This is a genomic window from Hymenobacter siberiensis, from assembly GCF_018967865.2.
GTDB lineage: Bacteria > Bacteroidota > Bacteroidia > Cytophagales > Hymenobacteraceae > Hymenobacter > Hymenobacter siberiensis.
Map to the genome: position 1 here is coordinate 34426 of NZ_JAHLZY020000001.1, position 24162 is coordinate 58587.

Here is a 24162-nt window from a genome sequence, read left to right on the forward strand (position 1 = left end):
CTCACCTCCATCACGGAGATGCGCCAAACCACCAATGGCCAGACCGCCATGGCCATCGATGATGAGCAGCGCCTGCGCAAAGCCTTCGTGGACAAGGACTGGAACGAGATTAAAATCGCCGACTCCTGGCAGATTTTCAAGGTGATGGCCGAGTTCGTGGAGGGCTTCGAGAAGATGTCCAAAATTGGTCCTTGCGTGAGCATCTTCGGCTCGGCCCGCACCAAGCCCGACAACCCTTACTACCAGCTGGCCGAGGAAATTGCCTCGAAGCTGGTGCGTCACGGCTACGGCGTTATCACGGGCGGCGGCCCCGGCATCATGGAAGCCGGCAATAAGGGCGCCCGCGCCGAGGGCGGTAAGTCGGTGGGCCTCAATATTGAGTTGCCCTTCGAGCAAACCCACAACATCTACATCGACCAGGACAAGTGCATCGACTTCGACTACTTCTTTGTGCGGAAGGTGATGTTTGTGAAGTACGCGCAGGCCTTTGTGGGCATGCCCGGCGGTTTCGGCACCCTCGACGAACTGTTTGAGGCCATGACGCTAATTCAGACCAAAAAAATCAGCCGCTTCCCCATCGTACTGGTGGGCTCGGCCTACTGGAACGGCCTGTTTAAGTGGATTGAGGACGTGATGCTGCACGAGGAGCACAACATCTCGGCCGAGGACATGCAGCTGGTGCAGATTGTGGACGACGCGAGCGAAGCCGTGAAAATCATCGACGACTTCTACCACAAGTACCTGTTGTCGCCGAACTTCTAGGACCACGGATTTTTCGGATTTTAGCGGATTTCACGGATTTTGTAGTCGGTACTATTCGGTTTCGAAACCATTGCATTGGAAAGCCGCTTCTTCGGGAGCGGCTTTTTTTGTTACTAGCTTCGTTCGTTTGCCGCCGGTTTGGCGGGTTTTCTCTTATGTCATCAACTGCTGCCGCCACTAATTCAGAATTTGATTACCTCATTGTGGGCGGCGGCGCGGCGGGGCTTAGCCTGGCGTACCACATTGCGCAGGAACCCCGGCTGGCCGGCAAGAAAGTCCTGATTATTGAGCCCGATGCCAAGATGCAGAACGACCGCACCTGGTCGTTCTGGGCCGATGAGCCGGGGATGTTCGACGACATTGTGGCGCACGAGTGGCGCAAAATAGCTTTCCGTAGCCCCGGCTTCGAGCGCGTGATTGACCTGGGCCGCTACCGCTACAAAACCATCAACGGGCTGGATTACTACCGCTTCGTGCAGAAGGCGCTGGCTGATAATCCGCAATTCACGCGGGTGCACGGCAATGTCGAGCAGTTGGAAAACACACCGGCTGGCACACACGCCACCACGGCGAATGGCGATGCCTACACCGCCCGCTACGCCTTCGACAGCCGCCCGCCCAACTTAGCGCAGCTGCGGCAGCCCGAGAAGCATCGCTACCTGCTACAGCACTTCGTGGGCTGGGAAATCGAAACCGAATCCGACGTTTTCGACCCCGCCACGGTGGAGTTCATGGACTTTCGCGGCGCCCAGCAGCACGAGGCCCGGTTTATTTACGTGCTGCCTTTCTCACCACGCAAAGCCTTGGTTGAATACACGTTGTTTTCGGGAACCGTATTACCCAAAGCGGAGTATGAAGCGGCAATCCGCACGTATCTGAGCGAAACCCTCGGGCTGAAAACGTACCGCATTGTGGCTGAGGAAGTAGGAGCAATTCCGATGACCGACCACCCGCTACCGGCCCGCAACGGCGCGCACATCATCAATCTGGGCACGCGGGGCGGGCGGGCCAAGCCCAGCACCGGCTACGCCTTCAAGCGCATTCAGCAGCACTCGGCGCGGCTGATAGCGGCGCTGGCCACCACCGGCCACCCACCCACCAACGCCACCGGCGATAAATGGCAGTTCCAACTGTTCGACACGCTCTTGCTCGACATCATGCAGCGGCGGGGCGAAACGACCCGCGACATCTTCCGGCAGCTCTTCGAGCGCAACCCGGTGGAGCGCATCTTCCGCTTTCTGGATGAGCAAACTTCCTGGGCCGATAACCTGCGGGTGATGAATTCGGTATCGGCGGGGCCGTTTATGCGGTCCATCGGGCAGGTCCTGCGCGGCCGACCGGGAAAAAGGAGTTAGGAGTGCAGAGTTAATGGGTAGGGCCATTGCACCAAATGCACAGTTAGCGTTGCTATAGTTGAGCTAATACTCACAACGCATTGACCAATAACATGCTTTGAACAAGGCAAGTTGTGAGGAGGCTGTTGTAACTATTTGAGCAACCAGTAAATCATTTCACCGAATCCTGGCGCTGGAAAGGGCCTTCCGATTCAGCAATCGACACATGTTTTTTTAAGCTCAACCAGAAAACGCTAACTGTGCATTTGGTGCAATGACCCTAGTTAATGGGTACTACAAACTCTTAACTCTGCACTCCTAACTCTTAACTCCCAACGGCGCCTGCTCCAGCCATGCTCGGGCCTCGCGCACCGTAGCTTCGGACAGGGGGCGTAGCTGCGGCTCCGGCTCCGAAAGGTTCAGTAGATAGCCGGTGAGGGCGGGCAGGTTGTCGAGGTCGTGGGTGCTGCACAGCACGGTTTTGCCCTGCTGGGTGGCCCAGTCGTGCACGAGGCTGAACACCTGGCGACGGTAGTACACATCAAGCTGCTGGGTGGGCTCATCGAGCAAATACACTTGCGCATCCTGCAGGCTGAGCTGGGCCAGCCACACCAGTTGCTGCTCGCCACCGGAGAGCTGGGTAAAATCGCGGGCGCCCAGATGGGCCATGCCCACTCGGGCTAAGGCAGCATCGGCCAATACATAATCAGCTAGTGAATAGGCGCTTAGCAAGCCGTGGTGGCGGTAGCGGCCCATCACCACCAGCTCGCGCACGGCAATGGCAAAGTCGAGGCTGCCGCGCTGCGGCAGGTAGCCCAACAGGCCAGCCGTCGCGGCGCGGCGCAGGTCGCGCACTTCGTGGCCGTGCAGCCTGACGCTGCCCTCATAGGGTAGCTGGCCTGTGAGTACCCGGAAAAGCGTGGTTTTGCCGCTGCCATTGTGTCCCACCACGGCCACGAAAGCCGGCGCGGGCAGGCACAAAAAAAGGTTGCGGACCAACACCCTACCGGGGTAGCCCGCAACCAAGTGTTGAATGTTGATTGTTGAGGGTTGAGGGTTGAGTGACGAATTATTACTCGTCAACAAGTCAATGTCATTCATTCAACCCTCAACATTTAACATTCAACACTTCTAATATTCGTCCTCGTTGAACATGAAGTCCTCCTTGGTCGGGTAGTCGGGCCATACTTCCTCGATGTTTTCGTAGGGCTGGCCGTCGTCTTCCAAGGCTTGCAGGTTCTCAACTACCTCCATGGGCGCACCCGAGCGGATAGAAAAGTCAATCAGTTCGTCTTTGGTGGCGGGCCAGGGAGCATCTTCCAGGTAGGAAGCAAGTTCGAGTGTCCAATACATAATGAAGCGGATAAAAAAGGGTTGGCGAAGGTAACAGTTTCCCGTCAAGATACAAACGGCGGGGCCGTTGAAACCGACAACACAAAATGTCGGCCAAGGTTAACCTGCCGTCTGCGCCTGTTGGCTGAACAAGTCAATAAGGTCGTTTTTCGTGCGAATTTTGCGCTCAAACGACCGGATTTTGGTTTGCAGCATCTGCAGGAAAGCATCGTTGGCGGCGCTGGGGCTGAGGTTGTCGAGGTTGGCACGCAGCGTGTTAAGCTCCTCGTGGTCGTCCTTGAGCAGCTCGCGCAGGGTGCTGGCCCGGAACCGGGCGCGCTCGGCCGGAGCAGTGGGCATGGGGGCCCCATCGGCGCGCTTGCGCAGGTGATATTCGAGGGCGCTGAGCTCAAAAATCTTATCACAGGCCACCATAAAACGCTGCCAGATGCGGTCCGACTCCTCGCCACGCACGGTGCCCACCTGCTTCCACTCGGCTTGCAGGGACTTGGCCTGATGAATGGCTTCCTGCGGCGGGATGGCCATCAGGGCTTCGGCGCGCTCGGCCAGGGAGCGTTTGCGGGCCAGCAGTACTTCGGGCGTGGCGGGGGCACCGGGCGCACCAGCCGACTGCTGCACGGCAATGTGCACCTTGAGGCGCTCGAAGAAGTGGTTGTTGGCGGCCCGAAAGCGCGTCCAGAGCTCGGAAGCCTGTTTTTTAGGCAGGTTGCCGTTGACGTCGCGCCAGGCCTGCTGCAGCACTTTGAGCTGGCGCGAGGTGGTTTCGAACTGGTCGGAGTTTTTGAGGGCTTCGGCCTGTTGAATAAGGTCGCGGTAACGGGTTTGCACCCGGTTGGCCATGGCCTTCTTATCGGACTGAAAGGACTTGCGGCGGTCGAAAAACACTTGAATGGCCGTCTGGAAGCGGTGCTCCAGCTCGTCGGTCATGGCTTTGTCGATGGGGCCGGTCTTGAGCCAGCCCTGGCGCAGGTCCTTCACCTTCTCGCTGGCCGATATCCACTCCACGCTTTCGCTGAGGGCTTCGGCTTCGTGGATGAAGCTGATTTTGGTGGCCAGGTTTTTTTCGCGGTTGCGAACCACGGTCACGGCAATGGCATCCTCGGCCTCGGTGAGGCGGCGGTGCAGGCTGGCAAAATCGCCGAGGCCGTCGTGGGTCAGGAGCTGCTCTTTGAGGTGCAGCGCCTTCATCAAGAAAGAGCCTTTGTTGTCGCTGGCCTGCATTTTTTCCAGCAGCGAATCGACTTTGGCGCGCAGGGTTTCAAAACGTTGGCTGAAGTACCGCAGGGCGGCATCGTCCGAATCTTTGACTAAGCCAATCTGGCGGGCGGGCTGGCCCAGCACGGGGTGTAGCCATACGCCGTCGGCTTCCACATAGCCGTAGCGCTTGGCTTCGGCCAGTAGGTGGTCGGTTGGTTCCATAACAGATAGTAAGCTCGTGGGTAGGAGGGTGGGATACATGGGTAGGACGGGCAACAAAGAACGCAGGAGCTGCAGTTGAAACGCAGACTGGGAAGGGAATACAAGTTTACGGTAAAAACGTGATGAAAAGATGTACCATTCGTTAAACCCGGGCGAAACCGGCGCATTCGGCGGTATCGGCCAGACCAATCCAATTATGGATGTTACGCAGGGCTCTTCGTGCCGCTCGCAGTAATGTATTCTGGTGCTGGTTGATGAACGATTGCCAAATAGAAACTAGCAACCCGAAGGTCCGAGTGTGGGTTGCAAGCGGCGGCTGTCGTTCTTTGCAGCTGCATTTCTTTCATTAGCCCCACCCCCACCCCATGAGCGACCAGACCATTATTTTCAGCATGGCCGGCGTGAGTAAGATTTACCCGCCGCAGAAGCAAGTTCTTAAAAATATCTACCTCTCGTTTTTTTACGGGGCCAAAATCGGTGTGCTGGGCCTCAACGGCTCGGGCAAGTCGAGTTTGCTGAAAATTATTGCCGGCGTTGATAAGCAGTTTCAGGGCGAAGTGGTGTTCTCGCCGGGCTACTCGGTGGGCTACCTGGAGCAGGAGCCCCAGCTCGACCCCACCAAAACTGTGCGTGAGGTGGTGGAAGAAGGCGCCGCCGAAACCGTGGCCCTGCTGAAGGAATACGACGAAATCAACGACGCCTTCGGGGCCGAAGATGCCGACTTCGACAAGCTGCTTGACCGCCAGGGCAAAGTGCAGGAGCGCCTCGACCAACTCGACGCCTGGAACCTCGACACCAAGCTGGAGCGCGCCATGGATGCCCTGCGCACCCCGCCGCAGGAGGCCATTATCGGCAACCTCTCGGGCGGCGAGAAGCGCCGCGTGGCGCTGTGCCGCCTGCTGCTACAGGAGCCCGACGTGCTGCTGCTGGACGAACCCACCAACCACCTCGACGCCGAAAGCGTGCTATGGCTGGAGCAGCACCTGCAGCAATACAAAGGCACCGTGATTGCCGTGACCCACGACCGGTACTTCCTCGATAACGTGGCCGGCTGGATTCTGGAGCTGGACCGTGGCTCGGGCATTCCGTGGAAGGGCAACTACAGCAGCTGGCTGGAGCAGAAAACTGACCGCATGGCCAAGGAGGAAAACTCCGAGAGCAAGCGCGCCAAAACCCTGCAGCGCGAGCTGGAGTGGGTGCGGATGTCGCCCAAAGCCCGCCAGAGCAAGGGCAAAGCCCGCCTGGCCAACTACGACAAGCTGGCCAGCGAAGAAGCCAAAGACAAGGAGCAGAAGCTGGAGCTGTTCATTCCGGACGGCCCGCGTCTGGGCGCGCAGGTAATTGAGGCCGAAGGCATCACCAAATCGTTTGGCGACAAGCTGCTGTTCGAAAACCTGAGCTTCTCGCTGCCGCAGGGTGGCATCGTGGGCATCATCGGGCCGAACGGCGCGGGTAAAACCACGTTGTTCCGCCTCATTACGGACCAGCTGCAGCCGGATGCAGGCACGTTCGAAGTGGGTCCCACGGTGCTCACTGCCTACATCGACCAGCAACACGACACGCTGGACGGCACGAAGTCGGTGTTCGACACCATCACGGGCGGCACCGAAACCATGCTGCTGGCCGGCCGGCCGGTGAACTCCCGCGCCTACGTGAGCAAGTTCAACTTTGGCGGCGGCGACCAGGAGAAGAAAGTGGGCACGCTCTCGGGCGGCGAGAAAAACCGCGTGCACCTGGCCATGACGCTCAAGCAGGGCGCTAACTTATTGCTGCTCGATGAGCCGACCAACGACCTGGACGTAAACGCCATCCGGGCCCTGGAAGACGCGCTGGAGAACTTCGCCGGCTGCGCCGTTATCATCAGCCACGACCGGTGGTTCCTGGACCGGCTGGCCACCCACATCCTGGCTTTCGAGGGCGACTCGGAAGTGGTTTGGTTTGAGGGAAACTTCTCGGACTATGAGGAAGCCAAGCGCAAGCGCCTGGGCGACGTGGAGCCGAAGCGCGTGCGGTACAAGAAGCTGGGGTAGTAACCTGTGCATAAATAAAAGCCCGGGCCGCTGGAAAATTCCAGTAGCCCGGGCTTTTTATTTATCAAGTAGCGTAGCGCGAAAGAGTGGGCGCCCCTCGCTACTCACGCCACCCAACCCTCGCGCACGGCACGGGCGGCCAGGCCTACCAGCGTGCGGGTGCCGGCTTTTTGAAGCAGCATGCGGCGGTGGCTTTCCACAGTGCTCAGGCAGAGACAATTGGCAATTTCCTCGTTGCAATGGTCGGCCACTACCAGGCGCAATACCTCCAGCTCGCGCCGGCTGAAAGGGTCGGGCACAGCGCAGGCCCATGGGGAACGGCTGGTGCCAGCAGGGTCGCCTGGCGCATCCAGCCATTGCGCCAGTGCCCCAACCAAGGCGTGGGGCAGCACCTGGCGAGACAACTGCAGGGGCTGGCCGGTGGCAAAGCGGGCAGCTGGTGGTCCGTCAGCACCACCGAGCGCAGGCCGGGCCCGTTGCAGCCGGCCGAGCAGCTCGGGCAGGTTCCGGCCGGGCAACTGCTCATCCAGCACCAACAAGCTGAAGGCATAATGACCGACCAGCTCCACCAGCTGCGTGGCATCGGCGGTGAGGGTGAGCTGGAGCTGGGGCCATTGCTCCCGCAGGGTTGCTACCAGGCCATGCCGAAGTAGTGTGGGCGCGGCCGCCACCAGGGCCGTGGGGGTAGAAAGAATCATCGCATTGGCAGACACCATACAGTGAACCCACTGACCAATAAGCTGTCGGAGGCTAAGCCATGGTGCAGGCAACAGGAGGAAAGGGCTGACAAATTAGTAGTTTTGATTTTGGAAAGCAATAATATTTAATATTCAAATATTATATTTTAAAAAGGTCAATCAGCTTGTCCTATTCACCATTTCCTACCCATGGGCCGGCCATAAAAAGAGCCGCCACGCTGCAAACAGAATGGCGGCTCTTTTAGCAAAAATGCAACAGTATCTTACCGGCGGCGCATAAAAATGCTCACGTAATAAAGCAGCGTGGCCAACGAGGCCAGGGCCGCTACCACGTAGGTCATGGCAGCCCACCACAGCGCGTCTTTGGCCATGGCGTGCTCCTGCACGGTTACCACGCCGCGCTTGTCCATCCAGGCCAGGGCCCGGCGGGAGGCATCGAACTCGACCGGCAGCGTGATGAACGAGAACAGCGTGGTGAGGGCAAACAAGCCAATGCCCACGCCCAGCGGAATCACGCTCCGGTTAATCATAAAGATGCCCGCAATTAGAATGAAGGGCATCCACTTCGATACTGCCGTGAGGGCCGGCACCATGGCCGACCGGAATTGCAGCATGGAATACGCCGTGGCGTGCTGCACGGCGTGGCCGCACTCGTGGGCCGCAATGGCCGCCGCGGCCGCGCTGCGCTCGGCGTACACGCCTTCGCTCAGGTTCACGGTTTTATCGGTGGGGTTGTAGTGGTCAGTAAGCTGGCCGGTGGTGCTGATGATGCGGACATCGTAGATGCCGTGGTCGGCCAGCATACGGGTCGCGATTTCGGCCCCACTCAGGCCCGAGCTCAGGCCCACCTGGGCATACTGTTTAAACTTGCTGCGCAGCCGCCATTGAACGGCCCAGCTGGCAGCCATCAACACAATGATGAGCAAATAGGAAGAAGACATGGGGAGGGAGTGAAATGAAGAAGCACTCGCGGCAAAATGCCGGGGGTTGCTATCAAAACACCATCTCTGCAAAAAAGATGCAGTCTTTCGGTCCTGCCAAAGTGGCTACTGCGTGGCAATGATGTGCTCCACAATGCGCGAGGTGCTGTAGCCCGCCACCAGCGGCACCGTGAGTACCTGCCCGCCCCGAGCCAGCACCAGCTCGTGGCCCACTATGCGCTCCACGGCGTAGTCGTCGCCCTTCACCAGGATATCGGGCTGCACCAGCTCGATGAGGGCCAGGGGTGTGGGCTCGCCAAAGAGCACCACGGCATCCACGAAGGCCAGCGCGGCCAGAATACGGGCCCGCGCCTCCTCGTCCTGAATGGGCCGGCCGGGCTTGAGGCAGCGCACCGAGGCATCGGTGTTCAGGCCCACCACCAGGGCGGCGCCCAGGTGCCGGGCCTGCTCCAGGTAGTCAACGTGGCCGAGGTGCAGCAAATCGAAGCAGCCGTTGGTGAACACCACTTTGCGGCCTTGCGCGCGCCAGTCGGCCAGCGTGGCCGGCAGCTGCGCGCGGGTCAGGATTTTATCTTTCGTCCACATGGGAAGGGAGTTAAGAATTATGAGTTAAAAGTTAGGCGTTAAGAGTTGCGGATGAGCGCCGCCATCGACCGCTCGCTCATCCGCAACTCTTAACGCCTAACTTTTAACTCATAACTCAGATGTAAGCGGTTCGTCGGCCAGGGCTTCGGCTTCGGTGAGCAGGCTGCGCTTGTCGGCGGCGGCCACGGCCACGAAGCTGATGCCACCCATGAGCACCACCAGCAGCGTTTGGGCCCCGTGCACCACCAGAGCGTAGGCGATACCGGCCTCCTTGCTCACGCCGTACACCAGCAGAATGCCCTGCACCATTACGTGGAACGGCCCGATGCCGCCCGCCACCGGCGCGGCCATGCCAAAGGCTCCGAAGGTGAGCACGGCCAAGCCGGCCTTCATGTCGAGGTTATAGGTTTCGGGAAAGCAGAAGAAGGCCAGGTAATCCATGAGGTAGTACACACCCCAGGTGAACAGGGTATGCAGCAAAAACACGCCCTTATTTTCCATCTTCAGAATGCTGAATACCCCTGCCAGTAGGCCTTTCACAAACAGCACGCCTTTGTTGAAGAAAGCATTCTGCCGCAGGCGCTCCAGGTTGCGGAACAGCGCGTAGCCTGTGGCCAGCAGCAGCACCCCGCCAATGATGGCCGCGATGAGCAGTGGCGTCCGGTTGCGGGCCAGCGCCTCGTAGCGCCCGCCCAGCACCTGCACCGTCACAAAATTCCAGAAAGTATTGAAATCAAGCAGCAGCAAGCTGGTAATCAGACTTAATAGCACTAGCACATCAATCACGCGCTCCGTCACTACTGTGCCCAGCGCCACCTGCACGGGCACGCCGCTCGTGCGCCGTAGCACCGAGCAGCGGATGACCTCGCCCATGCGCGGCAGCACCAGATTGGCCAGGTAGCCCACCATCATGGCGTGGTACACGGCCCAGTACGGGGCCGGCGTTTGGGAAGCATTGAGCTGCATCTGCCAACGGTAGGCCCGGCTGAAATAGCCCAGCGCCGACAGCGTGAGCGTGAGCGTGAGCCAGAAATAGTTGGCCGTGGCAATGTAGTGCCCGATGCGCGACAGGTCCTGCCCCCGCACCGCGTACCACATTAGCGCCCCCGAAATACTCAGCAGCAGCAGGTACTTAACAATCGTCAGTAGGTGTTTCATCAATTACAATAAAGCTTGTGCGGAATAATGCGTTAGATTGATGCGCGAGATTCAGCAGTGGCCGAAAAGCATCCCAAGACGCATTGTTGCAAATCGTCTGTTTGTGCATATAAGCATTTTTCCCGCATTAACATTAATGGATGAATGGGTAAATGAGTGAATGGGTGGATGAGTGCGAGAATTATTCGCTCATTCACCCATTCACTCATTGGTTAAAGCCGGTTGTGCTCGTTGGGAAAAATGACCGTTGGCTTGTGTTGCCGGGCTTCGGCAAAATCCACCAGCGCGTAGGAGAAGATGATAACGACATCTCCCACCGCCACTTTGCGCGCCGCCGGGCCATTCAGGCAAATAGTGCCCGAGCCCCGCTCCCCGCGAATGGTATAGGTTTCAAAACGCTCGCCGTTGTTCACGTTCACGACGGTCACCTTTTCGTTTTCCACGAAATTGGCGGCATCCAGCAGGTCTTCGTCAATTGTCACGCTACCCACGTAGTGCAATTCGGCCTGCGTGACCGTTGCATGGTGGATTTTGGACTTCATTACTTCAATGTGCATAGCTTGGCCCATTAGGCTTTGGTTAGGGGCACAAAGATAAAGCCCTCCTCCGCCCCGCTTCGGTTGGACCTAGCCGCCCACTACCACGTTGTCAATCAGCCGCACGCCGCCCAAGTGAGCGGCCAAGCACAGCACCACGGCCCGGCCGGGCACGTAGCTAGCCAGCGGCTGCAGGGTCTGGGCATCGGCTATTTCCACGTATTCGGGGATGATGCCGGGCTCCCGGGCCAGCGTAGCAAAGGCGTCAGCCTGCACCTGGGCCGGGGCCACCCCCTGCTGCACCTGGGCAGCGGCGGCGCTCAGCACCTGGTAGAGCAGCGGAGCCACGGCCCGGGCGGGCGCATCGAGCCGGCGGTTGCGCGAGGACATGGCCAGGCCATCGGCTTCCCGAATGGTGGGGCAGGCCACAATCTCCAGGTCAAACGACAGGTCGGCCACCAGCTGCTTCACTACAGCCACCTGCTGCCAGTCCTTCTGGCCAAAATATGCCCGGTGCGGGCGGGCCAGATGGAACAATTTGCTCACCACCGTGGCCACGCCATTGAAATGACCGGGCCGGTGCGCCCCTTCCATCACTTGTTCCAGGGCCCCGAAATCGAACAGCAACACTGCGGGCCGGGGGTATATTTCCTCCACCGAAGGCACGAATAAGGCCGTGCAGCCAGCCGGGGCCAGCAGGGCCGCATCGGCCTCCGGCACCCGGGGATAGAGCCGAAAATCATCGGCATTGTTGAACTGCGTGGGATTAACGAAGATGGTGGCTATTACCTCGTTGCATTCGGCCCGGGCAGCCTGCACCAGCTGAATATGGCCGGCGTGTAAGGCCCCCATGGTGGGCACCAGTCCCACCCGTTGGCCAGCCTGGCGCGCCTGTTCGGTATAGGCTTGCAACCCGGCGGCGGTAGTTAGTATCTGCATAGAAGAGGAAGGCAATTGGAACGGCCCCCAAAGTAGCTTTTATTGATTTTCCGCTCAAAATTGTTTAATTTTGTGCACCCATAGCATGGCCTTGTTCCATTCTCTTCAATAATTTCTTTATGTCGAAGCTACGAATCCTTTACGCGGCCACCGAAATTGACCCCTTTCTCCAGACCACCAAGGTGGCTGAAATGCTGCGGCGCCTGCCCGCAAGCATGCAGGAGATGGGCTGCGAAATCCGGATTTTCGTGCCGCGTTTTGGCATTATCAACGAGCGCAAGAACCGGTTGCACGAGGTAGTGCGCCTGTCGGGCATCAACATTGCTGTTGGCGACGACGAAAAACCCCTGGTCATCAAAGTTGCCTCGATTCCGACGGCAAAGTTGCAGGTTTATTTTATCGATAACGAAGATTATTTCCACCGCAAGTCGGCTTTGGTCGACAAAAACGATAAATTCTACGCCGACAACGACGAGCGCGCCATCTTTTTCTGCAAAGGCGTACTCGAAACGGTAAAGAAGCTGGGCTGGTCGCCCAACATCGTGCACTGCTCCGACTGGATGACCGGTCTGATTCCGTTGTACCTGAAAACCACCTACAAAAAAGACCCGGTGTTCAAGGATGCCAAGTCGGTATTTTCGATTTACAGCAACGAGTTTCAGGAAAAATTTGAGGGCAATATCCTCGAAAAAGCCAAGATGCTTGACATCGACGATTCCATGATGGCCTCGTTGAAAACAGCTGATTTCAGCGGCTTTATTAAAATGGGCATGGAGTATGCCGATACCGTGGTGCGGTCCGACGAAGATTTTTCGGACAACATGAACGGCATGTTTCACGAATACGCCCTGCACAACAAGCTTAGCCAGGTGGCTACCGACGAAAACCTGCACTCTTCTTACCTAGCGCTCTACAATGAATTGGCTAACTAGCCGCTGTGCCCCTCTGGTGGCGTTTGCCGCACTGGCCCTGACGGGCTGCGACACGGGCACCGCCCTCAACGTGGACCTACCCGATACCTCGGGCATCAGCACTCAATACCTGGACCTGCCCGTGACGAGCGGCACCGTGCGCCTCGCGCCGGTGCAAAGCCTGAAAAAGGACCGTTTCCTCATCGGCCGCCTCAACGACAACGTGGCTGGCCTGACCGAAGCCCGGGCCTATTTCAACTTGCTTAACGGTGCGGTGGCCGACTCGCTGCCTTCTAAGTTCACCACGCCGGTAATGGACTCGGTGGTGGTGGTGCTGGGCTTCGACAAGGTGAATGGCAGCACGACCCCAGTACAATACGATGTCTATCAGCTTGCTAACCCGCTCGACGACCGACAGGTGTACGACGCAGGCACCAGCACTCCGCTGGGAGCGCTGCTGGGCCAGAACCTGACCAGCCGCCTCGACCGCACCCAGGTGCAAACCGTTACGGCAGCTATAGCGGCCACCACCGCCAACCCCGCCGTTCCGGCAGTGACGACCATTGCGCCGGACCCCACCGTGCGCCTGATACTGCAACGCACTACGGCTGCCGCTGGTCAGCCGGCGGTGTCGTCGACATTTTTCACTAATTTTTTCCAGCAGCTTCAGCAGACCAATTTCACGCAGGCCCAACTCAATGCGTTGCTGAAAGGCCTGGCCATCACTCCCAGCGCCAGTCACAACGCTAACATCCTGAGCTTTGGCCAAAACGGCGTGCCGCGCCTCGTTGTGTACTTCCACTCGACGGGCGCTACCAACAATGTGCTGAAGCACTTTTACCCGATTTACTTCGGGGCGGTATCTGCCTATTTATCCACCGGAGCTTCTACCGCTAGCGACCCCCGCTACTACACTCAGATTATTAACACGTTGCCCCCTGCGCTTCAGGCGCTGGCTACCCGCCCTGGTTTTGTGGCCTCGGGCGACCTCAACAACACCAGCTACGCCCAGGAAGGCACGGGGCTGGGCACGCGCATTGCCTTCACCGGCCTGCCTGCCCTAGCCGCAAAGCCCGGACTGACCGTAAACCGCGCCGAGCTGCGCGTACCGGTAAAGCCTTTTTCCAACGCGCTGTTTACCAACCCTACCCGGCTTTATGCCATGGAAGTGAACACCGCGAATGAGGTGCTGCAACGCATCGTGAACTATACGACCGTTGACCGGGTAGTGCAGGCCGATGGAACGCCCCAGGTAAGTGCAGGCTTCCCCGCCTACAGCCTGCTGGTTGACGGCACGTCGAGCCAGCCGTACTACAGCATTCCAGTTACTAGCTACTTACAGGCTTACCTGACCAATAAACTCGACAGCACCCCTGATGCCCTGGTGCTGGTGCCCAGCCTTCGCTCCTACGGTAACCTGAACTCGAATACCCTAACCCTTGACCGGGCTGCCATTGATGCCGCAAAAATAACCTTGCGCGTATACTACTCCCAGCGTTAGCGCCGGACGGGTGACCTGCATCCGGCCACTGCACTCAATACCTGACTTTCAATAATTTAACCCCATCTGCCATGTGCGGCATTGTTGCTTATTTGGGCCATCGTGAGGCCTGCCCCATCATCCTCAAAGGCCTGCGTCGGCTCGAATACCGCGGGTACGACTCGGCGGGCGTAGCGCTGCTCAACTGCGACCTGAGCGTTTATAAGAAAAAGGGCAAAGTCGCGGAATTAGAAAATTTCCTGAGCGACAAAAACACCCACGCCAATGTGGGTATGGGACACACCCGTTGGGCTACCCACGGCGAACCCAACGACGTAAACGCTCATCCGCACTTCTCTACGTCAGAGCGCATTGCCATCATCCACAATGGTATCATCGAAAACTACGCGGCGCTGAAAACGCACTTGCAGCAGCAGGGCCATGTTTTCCATTCCGATACAGACACGGAAGTTTTCGTGAACCTAATTGAGGAAATCCAAAAGCAGAATCATTGCTCGCTGGAGGAGGCCGTGCGCCTGGCGCTGCACGAAGTAGTAGGGGCTTACGCCATCGTGGTGCTCAGCAAGGATGCGCCCAACCAGCTCATCGCCGCCCGCAAAGGCTCGCCGATGGTGATTGGTATTGGTGAAGGCGAGTTTTTCATTGCCTCCGATGCCACGCCCATCATCGAGTACACCAACGAAGTGGTGTATGTGAATGATTACGAAATCGTGGTTATCCGCGATGGCCAACTGGAGATTCGCAGCAAGGAAGATGTGAGCCAGACGCCCTATATCCAGAAGCTGGAGATGGAGCTTGACTCCATTGAGAAGGGCGGTTACCCGCACTTCATGCTGAAAGAGATTTTCGAGCAGCCCCGCTCCATCCTCGACTCCATGCGCGGCCGCCTGGAACTGGAAGCCGGCCACCTGAACATGGGCGGCATCCGGGCCTACGAGCAGAAGTTTATCAATGCCCAGCGCATCATCATCGTTGCCTGCGGTACTTCGTGGCACGCCGGTCTGGTGGCCGAGTACCTGATTGAGGACCTGGCCCGCATTCCGGTAGAAGTGGAGTACGCGTCGGAATTCCGCTACCGCAACCCGATTATCACGGAGCGCGACATCGTGATTGCCATTTCGCAGAGTGGTGAGACGGCTGATACGCTGGCCGCCATCGAGTTGGCCAAGAGCAAGGGCGCAACCATCTTCGGCATTTGCAACGTGGTGGGCAGCAGCATTGCTCGCGCTACGGACGCTGGTGCATACACCCACGCCGGCCCCGAAATTGGGGTGGCTTCGACCAAAGCCTTCACGGCGCAGGTTACCGTGCTCACGCTGCTGGCCATGATTATGGGTCAGAAGCGCGGCACCATTACCGACACCAAGCTGCGCGAGCTGATGGTGGAATTGGAGACGATTCCGTCGAAAGTAGAGAAGGCCCTGCTGCTGGATGCCCAGATTCAGGAGATTGCCGAGGAGTTCAAGGATGCCACCAACTTCCTATACCTAGGCCGCGGCTACAACTTCCCAGTAGCACTGGAAGGCGCACTCAAGCTCAAGGAAATCAGCTATATCCACGCTGAAGGCTACCCCGCCGCCGAGATGAAGCACGGCCCCATTGCCCTGATTGACGAGAACATGCCGATGGTAGTGATTGCCACCCGCGACGGTTCTTACGAGAAGGTGGTGAGCAACATTCAGGAGGTGAAAGCTCGCAAGGGCCGTATCATCGCCATCGTGAGCGAAGGCGACACGGTGATTCCGGCCATGGCCGAGTACGTGATTGAGGTGCCTCATACTTCGGAAGTGCTGATGCCGCTGGTGTCGGTGGTGCCGTTGCAGCTCCTCTCCTACCACATCGCCGTACTACGCGGCTGCAACGTCGACCAGCCCCGTAACCTGGCCAAGTCGGTGACGGTGGAGTAATATTAAAATAGCCCAATGGTTGCTGCTACTAAGCAAGCCATTCATCCTTCTTAATGAGCAACTCATTAGAGTCGGTTCCCGGATTTTTTCAACGCCACCAAAACCTACTGATTACCGTCAGTTTGGTATTGGTGGCGTTGCCATTTGCGGCGCTGTCCTTTTTCAGCCACCCCTGCCTCGATGACATCTTGGATGCTGTGATAGTACGGAAACTAGGGTTTTGGGCAGCGCAAAAATACTTTTACATGAGCCATACCGGCCGCTATACTACTACGGTATTGCTGGCCCTGGTGAACCCGCTGATTTACACCCGGCTGGAGAGCAATTGGTGGCCAATGGTGCTGAGCTTTATGCTGGGCACATTGCTGGTGCTGAGGCTCTGCCTGGGCACGCTGCTGCGTATTCCCAACGGAACGGCTTGGCGCGGGGCAGGTTTGCTGCTCTGCCTATGGCTGGCATATGCCCCAGGGCAGGCGGAGGGCTTGTACTGGTTCACCGGAGCTTATACCTACATCGCATCGGCCTGGCTGGCGTTTATCTGGTTGGCCGCCTTTGCACAGCATAGGAAAGTGCGGCAGCGGGGGCAATCCGGTGTGGGCTGGGGGGCAGCGCTGGTTGGGCTGACGGTGGCGGTGGCGGGCACTACCGAGCCGGTCGCTTTTCCGTTTCTGCTGGCGCTACTGGCGGGTGCCCTGCTGAGATGGTGGCGCAGCCGAAGCTTATTCATCGCAGCCCTAGCAGCCCTAGCCATGGCGGGGAGCATCGTTTCATTCACGGCACCCGGCAACTTTGCGCGCATGAGCAGCATGGGAGAGTCGTTTGGCGTAGTAAAAACGCTGCTGTACTCGGGCGTAACCACAGCTTACCTGCTGCTGACCTGGGCCGGCAACCCCTTGCTCCTAGCTTTGTCGGCGCTGCTGCTGCCCACGCTCCACCGGATAGCCCGGCAACGAGACCAATTGCTGGTAGGCTTGCTAAGCCACATCCCGGCTGGCGTGCTGGCCCTTTTTCTGAGCCTACTGCTGGCGGCGGCCAATTGCCCGGCCTTTTATGCCAGTGGCACGGGGCTGCCTTTGCGGGCGCGCACCACCATGTATCTGTTTTTTGTCGTCGGTTGGTTTGGGGTACTGCTGGCTTGGTGCTGTCGGCAGGAGCAGGCATCGGCCGTAGTCGCGGCCCTGACGGTGCCGCCTCTGCGGCTGGTATGGATGGGCTTGCTGGTCGTATTCTTTTTTACCGACTTCAATGTGCAGACCCGTCGCCGATTGGCGGGGAACGGCAGCAACAATGCAATGCGGGCTTATCAGCAGTGGCTCGGCGGCGATGCGGCCCGCTACGATGCCGAGCTACGGGCTCGCTACCAGACCCTGGCTGCCGGCAGGCCCACTGTTACGATATACCCGCTGCACACTCGCCCCAGCTTGCTGTATTGCTTCAACGTAGCGGGCACGAGAAATCAGGCTTTCCTGCGGGACTACGCCTATTATTTTGGCGTGCCGCAAGTACTGACCACGCCGGAAATCCCGGACTTAGCGCAATAACCCGCCAGTATATCCGCCGCATACTTTTACTTTGGCTCCTAATCACTCAACCCCATACCAATGTCCCACCAGATTATCCTCACCGACCAGGCTCCGGCCCCCATTGGCCCCTACTCGCAAGCCGTGAAGGCGGGCAATACCGTGTACGTTTCGGGTCAGATTCCGCTCGACGCCGCCGGGCAGCTGGTAGAGGGCGACGTGGCCGCCCAGACGCACCAGGTGCTGAAGAACCTGACCGCCGTGCTGGCCGCCGCCGGCCTCACCCTGACCGATGTGGTGAAGTGCAGCATCTTCGTAAAAGACCTCGGCAATTTCGCCACCATCAACCAGGTGTATGGCTCTTACTTCGATGAAGCCACTGCGCCCGCCCGCGAAACCGTGGAAGTAGCGCGCCTGCCGCGCGATGTGCAGGTGGAAATCTCCTGCATCGCGGTAGGAGCGTAGCACAAGCATTAGCTTGCTCATACTACCGAACTGGCTTCATCGTTAGCCGCTGGAACAAGCGAATACGCGTTCTACTGCTTATGAAAGAACTTGGACTCGGCCTGCTCATTATTGGGCTTATTTCGCTGGCGCTGCCTCTCATCAACCCCAATATTCACTACGTCTTCCTGACGTGGATTGACCAGTGGAGTGCCGCTGTGGCCTGGGGCATCAGGGGCGGCATTACGCTGCTCGGACTGGTGCTCTGGCTGGGTTTTAAAAACCGGGACTGATTTTCATTTAACAATTACCATTTAACAGTCGTTCTCATTGTGCCAGCTGGTCAGCCAGGACGGCTGTTAAATGGTAGTTGATAATTGTTAAATGACCCCGACCTTTGTGGCGCGTTCCGAGCTCCGGGACGCGCTTTTTTTCTGTTATGACCGAGAGAGAAGTTCGGGTGCGTTTCGCACCTTCGCCCACCGGGCCGCTGCACATTGGCGGCGTACGCACCGCCCTATACAACTACCTGCTGGCTCGCAAGCTGGGCGGCAAGATGCTGCTGCGCATTGAGGATACTGACCAGAACCGCTTTGTGCCCGGGGCCGAAGCCTACATTCTGGAGGCGCTGGCCTGGGTCGGCATCGTGATTGATGAAGGCCAGGGTGTGGGCGGCCCCCACGGCCCCTACAAGCAGAGCGAGCGCAAGCCCATGTACAAGCAGTACGCCGACCAGCTCATCGCGGCTGGCCATGCCTACTACGCCTTTGATACCCCTGAGGAGCTGGATGCCATGCGCGCCCGCCTACAGGCCGCCAAAGTGCCCAATCCGCAGTATAACAGCATCACCCGCACCCAGATGCGCAACTCTCTCACCCTGCCCGAGGACGAGGTGAAGGCCCTGCTGGAAGGCGGCGCGCAGTACGTTATTCGTCTGAAAGTACCCCGTAAAGAGGAGATTCGCTTTCAGGATTTAATTCGCGGCTGGGTAGTGGTGCACTCCAGCGCCGTGGACGATAAGGTACTGATGAAATCGGACGGCATGCCGACCTACCACCTGGCCAACATCGTGGACGACCACCTGATGGAAATCTCCCACGTTATCCGGGGCGAGGAGTGGCTACCTTCGGCCCCGCTGCACGTTCTGCTATACCGCTACCTGGGCTGGGAAAGCACCATGCCGCAGTTTGCCCACTTGCCGCTACTGCTGAAGCCCGACGGCACCGGCAAGCTGAGCAAGCGCGACGGCGACCGCCTGGGCTTCCCGGTATTCCCGCTGGAGTGGCACGGCACCGACAGCGAAACCGGCGAAGCCACCGTCAGCAAAGGCTATCGCGAAGAGGGCTACCTGCCCGAGGCAATGGTGAATTTCCTAGCGTTTCTGGGCTGGAATCCCGGCACCCAGCAGGAGATTTTCTCAATGGATGAGCTGATTCAGGCCTTCTCAATTGAGCGGGTGAGCAAGTCACCGGCCAAGTTCGACCAGAACAAGGTGAAGTGGTTCAACGAGCATTACCTGCGCGCCAAATCCAACGCCGAGCTGGCCCCCTATCTGCTCACGGCCCTGCATGAGCATGCCATTGTGTGCAGCCAGGAGAAAGCCGAGCAGATTGTGGGCGTGATGAAGGAGCGGGTGAGCTTCCCGAACGATTTCTGGCAGGAAGCCAAATATTTCTTCCAAGCCCCGACCGAGTACGACGAAACCGTGGTGAGCAAGAAGTGGAACGCCCCCGTGGCCGCCGCCCTCACGGCCTACGCCGAGGCGCTGCCCACCGCATCCGAAGTTTCGGCCGAAGGCCTGAAAACCCTGTTCAACGATACGATGGCGGCCCAGGGCCTCAAGCCCGGCCAGGTGCTGCAAGCCCTGCGCGTGGCCGTGACCGGTGCCGCCGCCGGCCCCGACCTGTTCGAAACGCTGGTGATTTTGGGCGTGCCCGAGGTGGCTCAGCGCCTGCACACGGCCGTGGTCAGCATTCCCGTGGCAGCGTAATACCCCGGACTTCGCGCCCGTTATACCCAGGCCTTCGGTCTGCACTTGTTCAGCACACGGCTTAGGCTGATGGTTGGACGGGGCAGGACGGAGGCCTGTTTGTGTCCGGTTTGTCGCTTGGTGTACGGCGTCTTTTCAAAGGCACTCCCACCGCCGGGGCGCTTTACTGCCGTGGTGCCCGGGGGTTCTACTTGAATTTCGGACCGCGTTTTTTTGATTTACCGCTCGCACCCGCATGAGTGGACACGAATATTTTTCGTTTGCTATGGCCCTCTTACCGTTGCCCCTGCCCCTGCCCCAAGCCGAGCTGTTGTTCGACCCTGCTTTTTTGCCGGCCACGGCGGCGGATGCACTGCTCGCGCAGCTTACCGCCGCCGTGGCCTGGGAGCAGCGGTCCATCCGCATCTTTGGGCAGGAAATTCCGCAGCCACGCCTCACCGCCTGGTACGGCGATGCGGAGGCCCGCTACACCTACTCGGGCCTGACCTGGGAGCCACGTCCCTGGCTGCCGGCCCTGCAGGCGTTGCGCCAGCGCCTCGAAGCCACCACCGGGGCCCGATTCAACAGCGTGCTGCTGAACCTGTACCGCGACGGCCGCGACAGCATGGGCTGGCACGCCGACGATGAGCCCGAGCTAGGGCCCGGGCCGGCCATCGCCTCGCTTAGCCTGGGGGCCACCCGGCGCTTCCGCCTGCGGCCTCGGGCCGGACTGGCCCACGCCCCCTTCGGCCTCGACCTGCCCAGCGGCAGCCTGCTGCTGATGCGTGGCTCCACCCAGCAGCACTGGCAGCACGCACTGCCCAAAACCGCCCGGCCCATCGGCCCACGGCTCAACCTCACGTTTCGGTGGGTGGCGGGGGCAGCCGGCTAGTAGCGAATGCCCGGGTGGCCATGCAGGCGCGGGCAGTAGCCGTCGCCCACCTTCGTATTCGCCCACTCGCAAAACCGGGGTTGAGATGAGCTGTACCTCCTTTGCCTCGCCGGGCCGGGCGGCAGCCGGAGGCTCATCTGCGGGGAGGGATGACTCGGGCAGGGCAGCGGGCGGGCGGGCCGGGCGGCGGACAGCGGTAGAACGGGGCGTAAACAGGATGAATAATAGCGGTAAGAAGCGCTGGTTATCTCAACCGTTTTCCAGCTTGCTTGCAGCTGCGGCAGCCGGGCGTTTACAAGGAGCGTACCAGCTTGGCTGCCAAGCGCCACAGTAACGAAGCCCGTCATTCGATGGCCATAAAAAAAGCCCCAACCAGAAACTGGTTGGAGCTTCCCGTCAGCAATATTTCTTTCTACTTGATGTCGAACAGCAGCCCGAAATAGCCGATGCGGCCGTAGCTGGGCGCGCCGTACACCTGCAGGTTGGCGGTATCAAAGAGGTTGGTGACGCCGGCTTGCAGCGTGGTGTGCAGCGCCTTGAGGCTGTAGCCCAACTGCGCATCCACGGTCTGGGCCGTGGACACGGTGCCGGTGGCGAAGGTGGACTCGTAGAGGAAGCTATCGACCCAGCGGTAGTTCACGTTGTAGCTCAGCGCCCGGTTCAGCAGCTGGCCATCGAGGCCGAAGTTGAACTTATGCTTTGGCGTGTTGAAGAACGACTGCGTGCCAGCCTTCAAATTCTTCGTAATGAGTTCGTTGTAGCTATAGTTGCCATTCAGGGTGAGGCTTGGAGCGAAGGCGTAGCTCAGCGTGACGCCCGCACCCTGGCTCTGCACGCGCTGGTCTACGTTGGCCGCAATCTGAATTACGCGCACGTTGCTGCCGGGAGCATTGGTGGTGGCCAGCTCGGCCGGCGCGGGACGCGTACCATCGAGGCGGCCCACAAAGTTCTGGGTAGCAATGAAGTTGTTGTACGTGCTGTAGAAGTAGTCCACGTCGATGTAGAGCTTCTTGAACAGCTCGGCGCGGTAGCCCACTTCGTAGCTGTTCACTTCTTCGAGGCGCAGCTTGTCGGCGTGGTAGAGGTTGGCGGCATCGGCCGGCGACGCGCCCTTGAGCACATCCAGCGTGTAGCCGTCGAAACCGCCGCGCACGTTGCCCAGCAGGAAGGCCCGGCCCACGTCGAGCTTGATGTACTGGTCGTTCTGCGTGGGTGCCCGGAAGGCCCGGCTAAAGCTGGCGCGGAAGTTCTGGAGCTTATCGGCTCCCGGCGAGAAAACAACCGATGCCCGGGGTGAAAACGCCATGCCGAAGTTCTGAAACTGGTCGACGCGGCCGGCGGCAGCCAGCTTCAGGTGGCTATCGAACAGGGCTTTGGTGGCTTGGGCGTAGGCTCCGTACTCATAGTTTTTGATGCGGTCGCCGCCCTTGGTATCCTCAAACAGGCTGCCATCGGAGCCCAGCAGGTACTGGCGGTAGGCCGCGCCCACGGTCAGGTCGGCAATGCTATTATTGAAGGTGTACTGGCCGCTGCCCTCGTTGAGAATGGAGCGAATAACCAGCAACGCGCCCTGCCCGGGCGTTGGGTCATGGATAACTTTGTTGCGAGCTTCGTCAAATAGCTGGGTGCCGGGCTGCAGCAAGGTAGCGGCTGCCCCGGAAGCAGCATTTGCAACGGGCAAGCCCGCCGCCAGGCCGCCCAGGTAAGTGGCCACGTAGCGCTGGCCGTAGGTGGTGGTGGTAGCGCCGGGCACCACCTGATTTTGCAGGAAGCCCCCCAGGAAGCCGAGGTTGTAGGAACCATCGGCCTGCGCCCCGGTGCCGCCCGAGAAATCGTGCGTTGTGAAGGCGCGCACAAACCAGTTGCGGCCTTCCAGCTGCACCCGACCCTGATGCGCCCCACCATTTACGAAACGGTAGCGGCTGGCACTCTGGTACGTAGTGGTGGCATTGGTGTACTTATAGTCGGCCGTGGCCTTGATGCTGTTGGTGAGGAGCACCGACAGGCTGGGCGCGACTTTGTAGGAATGGGTTTTGTTGTCGCCGGCCACCAGCTCGCTTTCGGAGAAGCCGGGCAGAAACAAGGTTTTGCCGCGCAGCTCGGCCGGCGTCGGAATGGGCTGGCCCTGGGCATTGGTGTAGGGCTGACGCGTGGCCGGGTTCACCAGCACATTGGCAAAAACGTAGCCCGTGTTCACATCGCCGTAACGGCTCACTGCGTCGTAGCCCGCCGCCGAGCCGGGCTGGTTGTTGGCTGGCTCAATCAGGGCCGAAGTTGCGTCTTTATTGTCGGCAATAAAATCGTTGGCCACCGTAGCGCCACCCGAGATTTTGAATGCCACCCGCTCGCCGATTTTGGTGGCGTAGCGCAGCTGGCCGTCCAGCAGGTCGCGGTTGCCGCCGCGCAGGCGCACCGTCAGGCCGGGTTCTTTGAAGGGGTCTTTCGAGTTGGTGAGCAGTACGCCGTTGAAGGCGTTGGCCCCGTAGAGGGCCGAGGCCGGGCCGTGCACAATCTCCACGCTGGCCACGTCGAGCACCGGCGCACCCAGCAGGTTGCCGAAGTAGCTGCTCAGGCTGGGCACCTGCGTGTCCATATAATCCGAGAGTTGAATGACACGCTCCGAGCGCGAGGAGTTGAAGCCCCGCGTGCTGAAGCTGGTGGTGAGCAAGCTGGAGCTGCTCACATCAATGCCCTTGAAGCGGCCGAGACCGGCCACCAAATCGGGAGTCGTAATTTGCTCCACCTGCCGCTGGCTGAGCTTTTCCACCGTCACCGGCACCTGGCCGATGCTTTCCTCTACGCGGGAAGCGGCCACCACCACCTGGTCGAGCACGGCGCTGGGGCGCAGCGTTACCACCAGCGCATTGTCGGGCTGAGCCAGGGTGAGCATCTGGGTTTCGTAGCCCACAAACGAGATGGAAAGTACCTGCGGTCCCTTGGAAAAATCCGCTTTTATCTGAAACTGACCTTCCTCGTTGGTGCTACCGCCATTGTAGGTGCCTTTGAAGAAAATAGTGGCCCCTGGCAGGGGCATTCCGGCCTCCGTTTGCACGGTGCCGCTGATGGTTTGGGGTACCTGCGCCCAGCCGGTCAACGCCAGCATCAGGCATATGATAAGAAAAAAGTAACGTTGTTGCATTATTTGGGAATTTTTAAAAACAGTATGCAAACCTACTACTTATTCCCGGTATCAAGCGCAGCATGCGCTTATTTCATCGTCCCAATAGCCGAGCTATATATTCTGAATAACAATCATTTAGTAT

Annotated in this window: 21 protein-coding genes; 11 read left to right on the plus strand and 10 right to left on the minus strand. The window is 59.3% G+C overall.

Features of this window, described 5'->3' with window-relative positions:
- Positions 1-18: 18 nt before the first annotated feature.
- Positions 19-762 (plus strand): LOG family protein, encoded by a 744-nt coding sequence (locus KQ659_RS00175; RefSeq protein ID WP_226915881.1) that lies wholly within the window; start codon positions 19-21, stop codon positions 760-762.
- A 155-nt stretch (positions 763-917) separates the two neighbouring features.
- Positions 918-2117, plus strand: coding sequence for a lycopene cyclase family protein (locus KQ659_RS00180; protein ID WP_216690475.1), 1200 nt, complete (start codon positions 918-920; stop codon positions 2115-2117).
- Positions 2118-2414: 297 nt separating this feature from the next.
- Here the strand turns inward: KQ659_RS00180 and KQ659_RS00185 are convergent, their stop codons facing one another.
- The 3 genes from KQ659_RS00185 to KQ659_RS00195 form a co-directional block, all read right to left on the minus strand.
- Positions 2415-3098, minus strand: coding sequence for an ABC transporter ATP-binding protein (locus tag KQ659_RS00185; RefSeq protein WP_226929785.1), 684 nt, complete (start codon positions 3096-3098; stop codon positions 2415-2417).
- A gap of 129 nt (positions 3099-3227) precedes the next feature.
- Entirely contained in the window at positions 3228-3449 is a 222-nt protein-coding gene (locus KQ659_RS00190) for a DUF2795 domain-containing protein (protein WP_035561220.1), read from the minus strand.
- Between the two features lie 99 nt (positions 3450-3548).
- Positions 3549-4868 carry a DUF349 domain-containing protein gene (locus tag KQ659_RS00195; protein WP_216685645.1) on the minus strand — a complete coding sequence of 440 codons (1320 nt, stop codon included), beginning with the start codon at positions 4866-4868 and terminating at the stop codon, positions 3549-3551.
- 365 nt (positions 4869-5233) lie between these two features.
- On the opposite strand from KQ659_RS00195, the gene ettA reads away from it, so the two are divergent.
- Complete coding sequence (ettA, locus tag KQ659_RS00200) at positions 5234-6898, plus strand: energy-dependent translational throttle protein EttA (RefSeq protein WP_216679349.1); 1665 nt, start codon at positions 5234-5236, stop codon at positions 6896-6898.
- A 104-nt stretch (positions 6899-7002) separates the two neighbouring features.
- On the opposite strand, the gene KQ659_RS00205 is transcribed toward ettA, so the two are convergent.
- From KQ659_RS00205 to panC, 6 genes are all read right to left on the minus strand, one after another.
- Entirely contained in the window at positions 7003-7596 is a 594-nt protein-coding gene (locus KQ659_RS00205; protein ID WP_216690474.1) for a LuxR C-terminal-related transcriptional regulator, read from the minus strand.
- A gap of 263 nt (positions 7597-7859) precedes the next feature.
- Entirely contained in the window at positions 7860-8537 is a 678-nt protein-coding gene (locus KQ659_RS00210) for a zinc metallopeptidase (protein ID WP_216679346.1), read from the minus strand.
- Between the two features lie 105 nt (positions 8538-8642).
- Entirely contained in the window at positions 8643-9122 is a 480-nt protein-coding gene (rfaE2, locus tag KQ659_RS00215) for a D-glycero-beta-D-manno-heptose 1-phosphate adenylyltransferase (protein WP_216690473.1), read from the minus strand.
- Between the two features lie 108 nt (positions 9123-9230).
- Positions 9231-10280: a lysylphosphatidylglycerol synthase transmembrane domain-containing protein gene (locus KQ659_RS00220; RefSeq protein ID WP_216679344.1), complete on the minus strand. Its 1050-nt coding sequence runs from the start codon at positions 10278-10280 to the stop codon at positions 9231-9233.
- Between the two features lie 212 nt (positions 10281-10492).
- Positions 10493-10837 (minus strand): aspartate 1-decarboxylase, encoded by a 345-nt coding sequence (panD, locus tag KQ659_RS00225; protein ID WP_168671702.1) that lies wholly within the window; start codon positions 10835-10837, stop codon positions 10493-10495.
- Positions 10838-10906: 69 nt separating this feature from the next.
- Complete coding sequence (gene panC / locus KQ659_RS00230; protein WP_216690472.1) at positions 10907-11755, minus strand: pantoate--beta-alanine ligase; 849 nt, start codon at positions 11753-11755, stop codon at positions 10907-10909.
- A 119-nt stretch (positions 11756-11874) separates the two neighbouring features.
- On the opposite strand from panC, the gene KQ659_RS00235 reads away from it, so the two are divergent.
- The 8 genes from KQ659_RS00235 (at position 11875) to KQ659_RS00270 (ending at position 20899) form a co-directional block, all read left to right on the plus strand.
- A complete protein-coding gene (locus tag KQ659_RS00235; protein ID WP_216679342.1) occupies positions 11875-12687 on the plus strand; it encodes a glycogen/starch synthase in 813 nt (270 codons plus the stop codon).
- On the plus strand, positions 12671-14167 hold the full coding sequence (locus KQ659_RS00240) for a DUF4270 family protein (protein WP_216690471.1): 1497 nt from the start codon (positions 12671-12673) through the stop codon (positions 14165-14167). Before KQ659_RS00235 ends, KQ659_RS00240 begins: the two co-directional genes overlap by 17 nt.
- A gap of 71 nt (positions 14168-14238) precedes the next feature.
- Entirely contained in the window at positions 14239-16074 is a 1836-nt protein-coding gene (gene glmS, locus KQ659_RS00245) for a glutamine--fructose-6-phosphate transaminase (isomerizing) (protein WP_216690470.1), read from the plus strand.
- Positions 16075-16127: 53 nt separating this feature from the next.
- The gene (locus KQ659_RS00250) at positions 16128-17615 is read left to right on the plus strand and encodes a DUF6056 family protein (RefSeq protein WP_226915704.1); all 1488 of its coding nucleotides are present in this window, start codon (positions 16128-16130) and stop codon (positions 17613-17615) included.
- 60 nt (positions 17616-17675) lie between these two features.
- Positions 17676-18059: a RidA family protein gene (locus KQ659_RS00255; protein ID WP_216679338.1), complete on the plus strand. Its 384-nt coding sequence runs from the start codon at positions 17676-17678 to the stop codon at positions 18057-18059.
- An 80-nt stretch (positions 18060-18139) separates the two neighbouring features.
- Positions 18140-18331 carry a hypothetical protein gene (locus tag KQ659_RS00260; RefSeq protein ID WP_216679337.1) on the plus strand — a complete coding sequence of 64 codons (192 nt, stop codon included), beginning with the start codon at positions 18140-18142 and terminating at the stop codon, positions 18329-18331.
- 146 nt (positions 18332-18477) lie between these two features.
- Positions 18478-20028: a glutamate--tRNA ligase gene (gene gltX / locus KQ659_RS00265; protein WP_216690469.1), complete on the plus strand. Its 1551-nt coding sequence runs from the start codon at positions 18478-18480 to the stop codon at positions 20026-20028.
- 265 nt (positions 20029-20293) lie between these two features.
- Positions 20294-20899, plus strand: coding sequence for an alpha-ketoglutarate-dependent dioxygenase AlkB family protein (locus KQ659_RS00270; protein WP_216690468.1), 606 nt, complete (start codon positions 20294-20296; stop codon positions 20897-20899).
- Positions 20900-21311: 412 nt separating this feature from the next.
- Here KQ659_RS00270 and KQ659_RS00275 read toward each other — a convergent pair whose 3' ends face one another.
- Positions 21312-24038, minus strand: a complete 2727-nt coding sequence (locus KQ659_RS00275; protein ID WP_216685637.1) for a TonB-dependent receptor — start codon at positions 24036-24038, stop codon at positions 21312-21314.
- Positions 24039-24162 lie beyond the last annotated feature (124 nt).

Bases quoted from the DNA above. Each gene is read 5' to 3' on its own strand.
- KQ659_RS00175 (WP_226915881.1), top strand. From the start codon at position 19: ATGCGCCAAACCACCAATGGCCAGACCGCCATGGCCATCGATGATGAG.
- KQ659_RS00235 (WP_216679342.1), top strand. From the start codon at position 11,875: ATGTCGAAGCTACGAATCCTTTACGCGGCCACCGAAATTGACCCCTTT.
- KQ659_RS00250 (WP_226915704.1), top strand. From the start codon at position 16,128: ATGAGCAACTCATTAGAGTCGGTTCCCGGATTTTTTCAACGCCACCAA.
- ettA (WP_216679349.1), top strand. From the start codon at position 5,234: ATGAGCGACCAGACCATTATTTTCAGCATGGCCGGCGTGAGTAAGATT.
- KQ659_RS00180 (WP_216690475.1), top strand. From the start codon at position 918: ATGTCATCAACTGCTGCCGCCACTAATTCAGAATTTGATTACCTCATT.
- gltX (WP_216690469.1), top strand. From the start codon at position 18,478: ATGACCGAGAGAGAAGTTCGGGTGCGTTTCGCACCTTCGCCCACCGGG.
- KQ659_RS00220 (WP_216679344.1), bottom strand. From the start codon at position 10,280: ATGAAACACCTACTGACGATTGTTAAGTACCTGCTGCTGCTGAGTATT.
- KQ659_RS00195 (WP_216685645.1), bottom strand. From the start codon at position 4,868: ATGGAACCAACCGACCACCTACTGGCCGAAGCCAAGCGCTACGGCTAT.
- KQ659_RS00275 (WP_216685637.1), bottom strand. From the start codon at position 24,038: ATGCAACAACGTTACTTTTTTCTTATCATATGCCTGATGCTGGCGTTG.
- KQ659_RS00205 (WP_216690474.1), bottom strand. From the start codon at position 7,596: ATGATTCTTTCTACCCCCACGGCCCTGGTGGCGGCCGCGCCCACACTA.
- KQ659_RS00210 (WP_216679346.1), bottom strand. From the start codon at position 8,537: ATGTCTTCTTCCTATTTGCTCATCATTGTGTTGATGGCTGCCAGCTGG.
- KQ659_RS00260 (WP_216679337.1), top strand. From the start codon at position 18,140: ATGAAAGAACTTGGACTCGGCCTGCTCATTATTGGGCTTATTTCGCTG.
- panC (WP_216690472.1), bottom strand. From the start codon at position 11,755: ATGCAGATACTAACTACCGCCGCCGGGTTGCAAGCCTATACCGAACAG.
- KQ659_RS00255 (WP_216679338.1), top strand. From the start codon at position 17,676: ATGTCCCACCAGATTATCCTCACCGACCAGGCTCCGGCCCCCATTGGC.
- panD (WP_168671702.1), bottom strand. From the start codon at position 10,837: ATGCACATTGAAGTAATGAAGTCCAAAATCCACCATGCAACGGTCACG.
- glmS (WP_216690470.1), top strand. From the start codon at position 14,239: ATGTGCGGCATTGTTGCTTATTTGGGCCATCGTGAGGCCTGCCCCATC.
- rfaE2 (WP_216690473.1), bottom strand. From the start codon at position 9,122: ATGTGGACGAAAGATAAAATCCTGACCCGCGCGCAGCTGCCGGCCACG.
- KQ659_RS00190 (WP_035561220.1), bottom strand. From the start codon at position 3,449: ATGTATTGGACACTCGAACTTGCTTCCTACCTGGAAGATGCTCCCTGG.
- KQ659_RS00270 (WP_216690468.1), top strand. From the start codon at position 20,294: ATGGCCCTCTTACCGTTGCCCCTGCCCCTGCCCCAAGCCGAGCTGTTG.
- KQ659_RS00240 (WP_216690471.1), top strand. From the start codon at position 12,671: ATGAATTGGCTAACTAGCCGCTGTGCCCCTCTGGTGGCGTTTGCCGCA.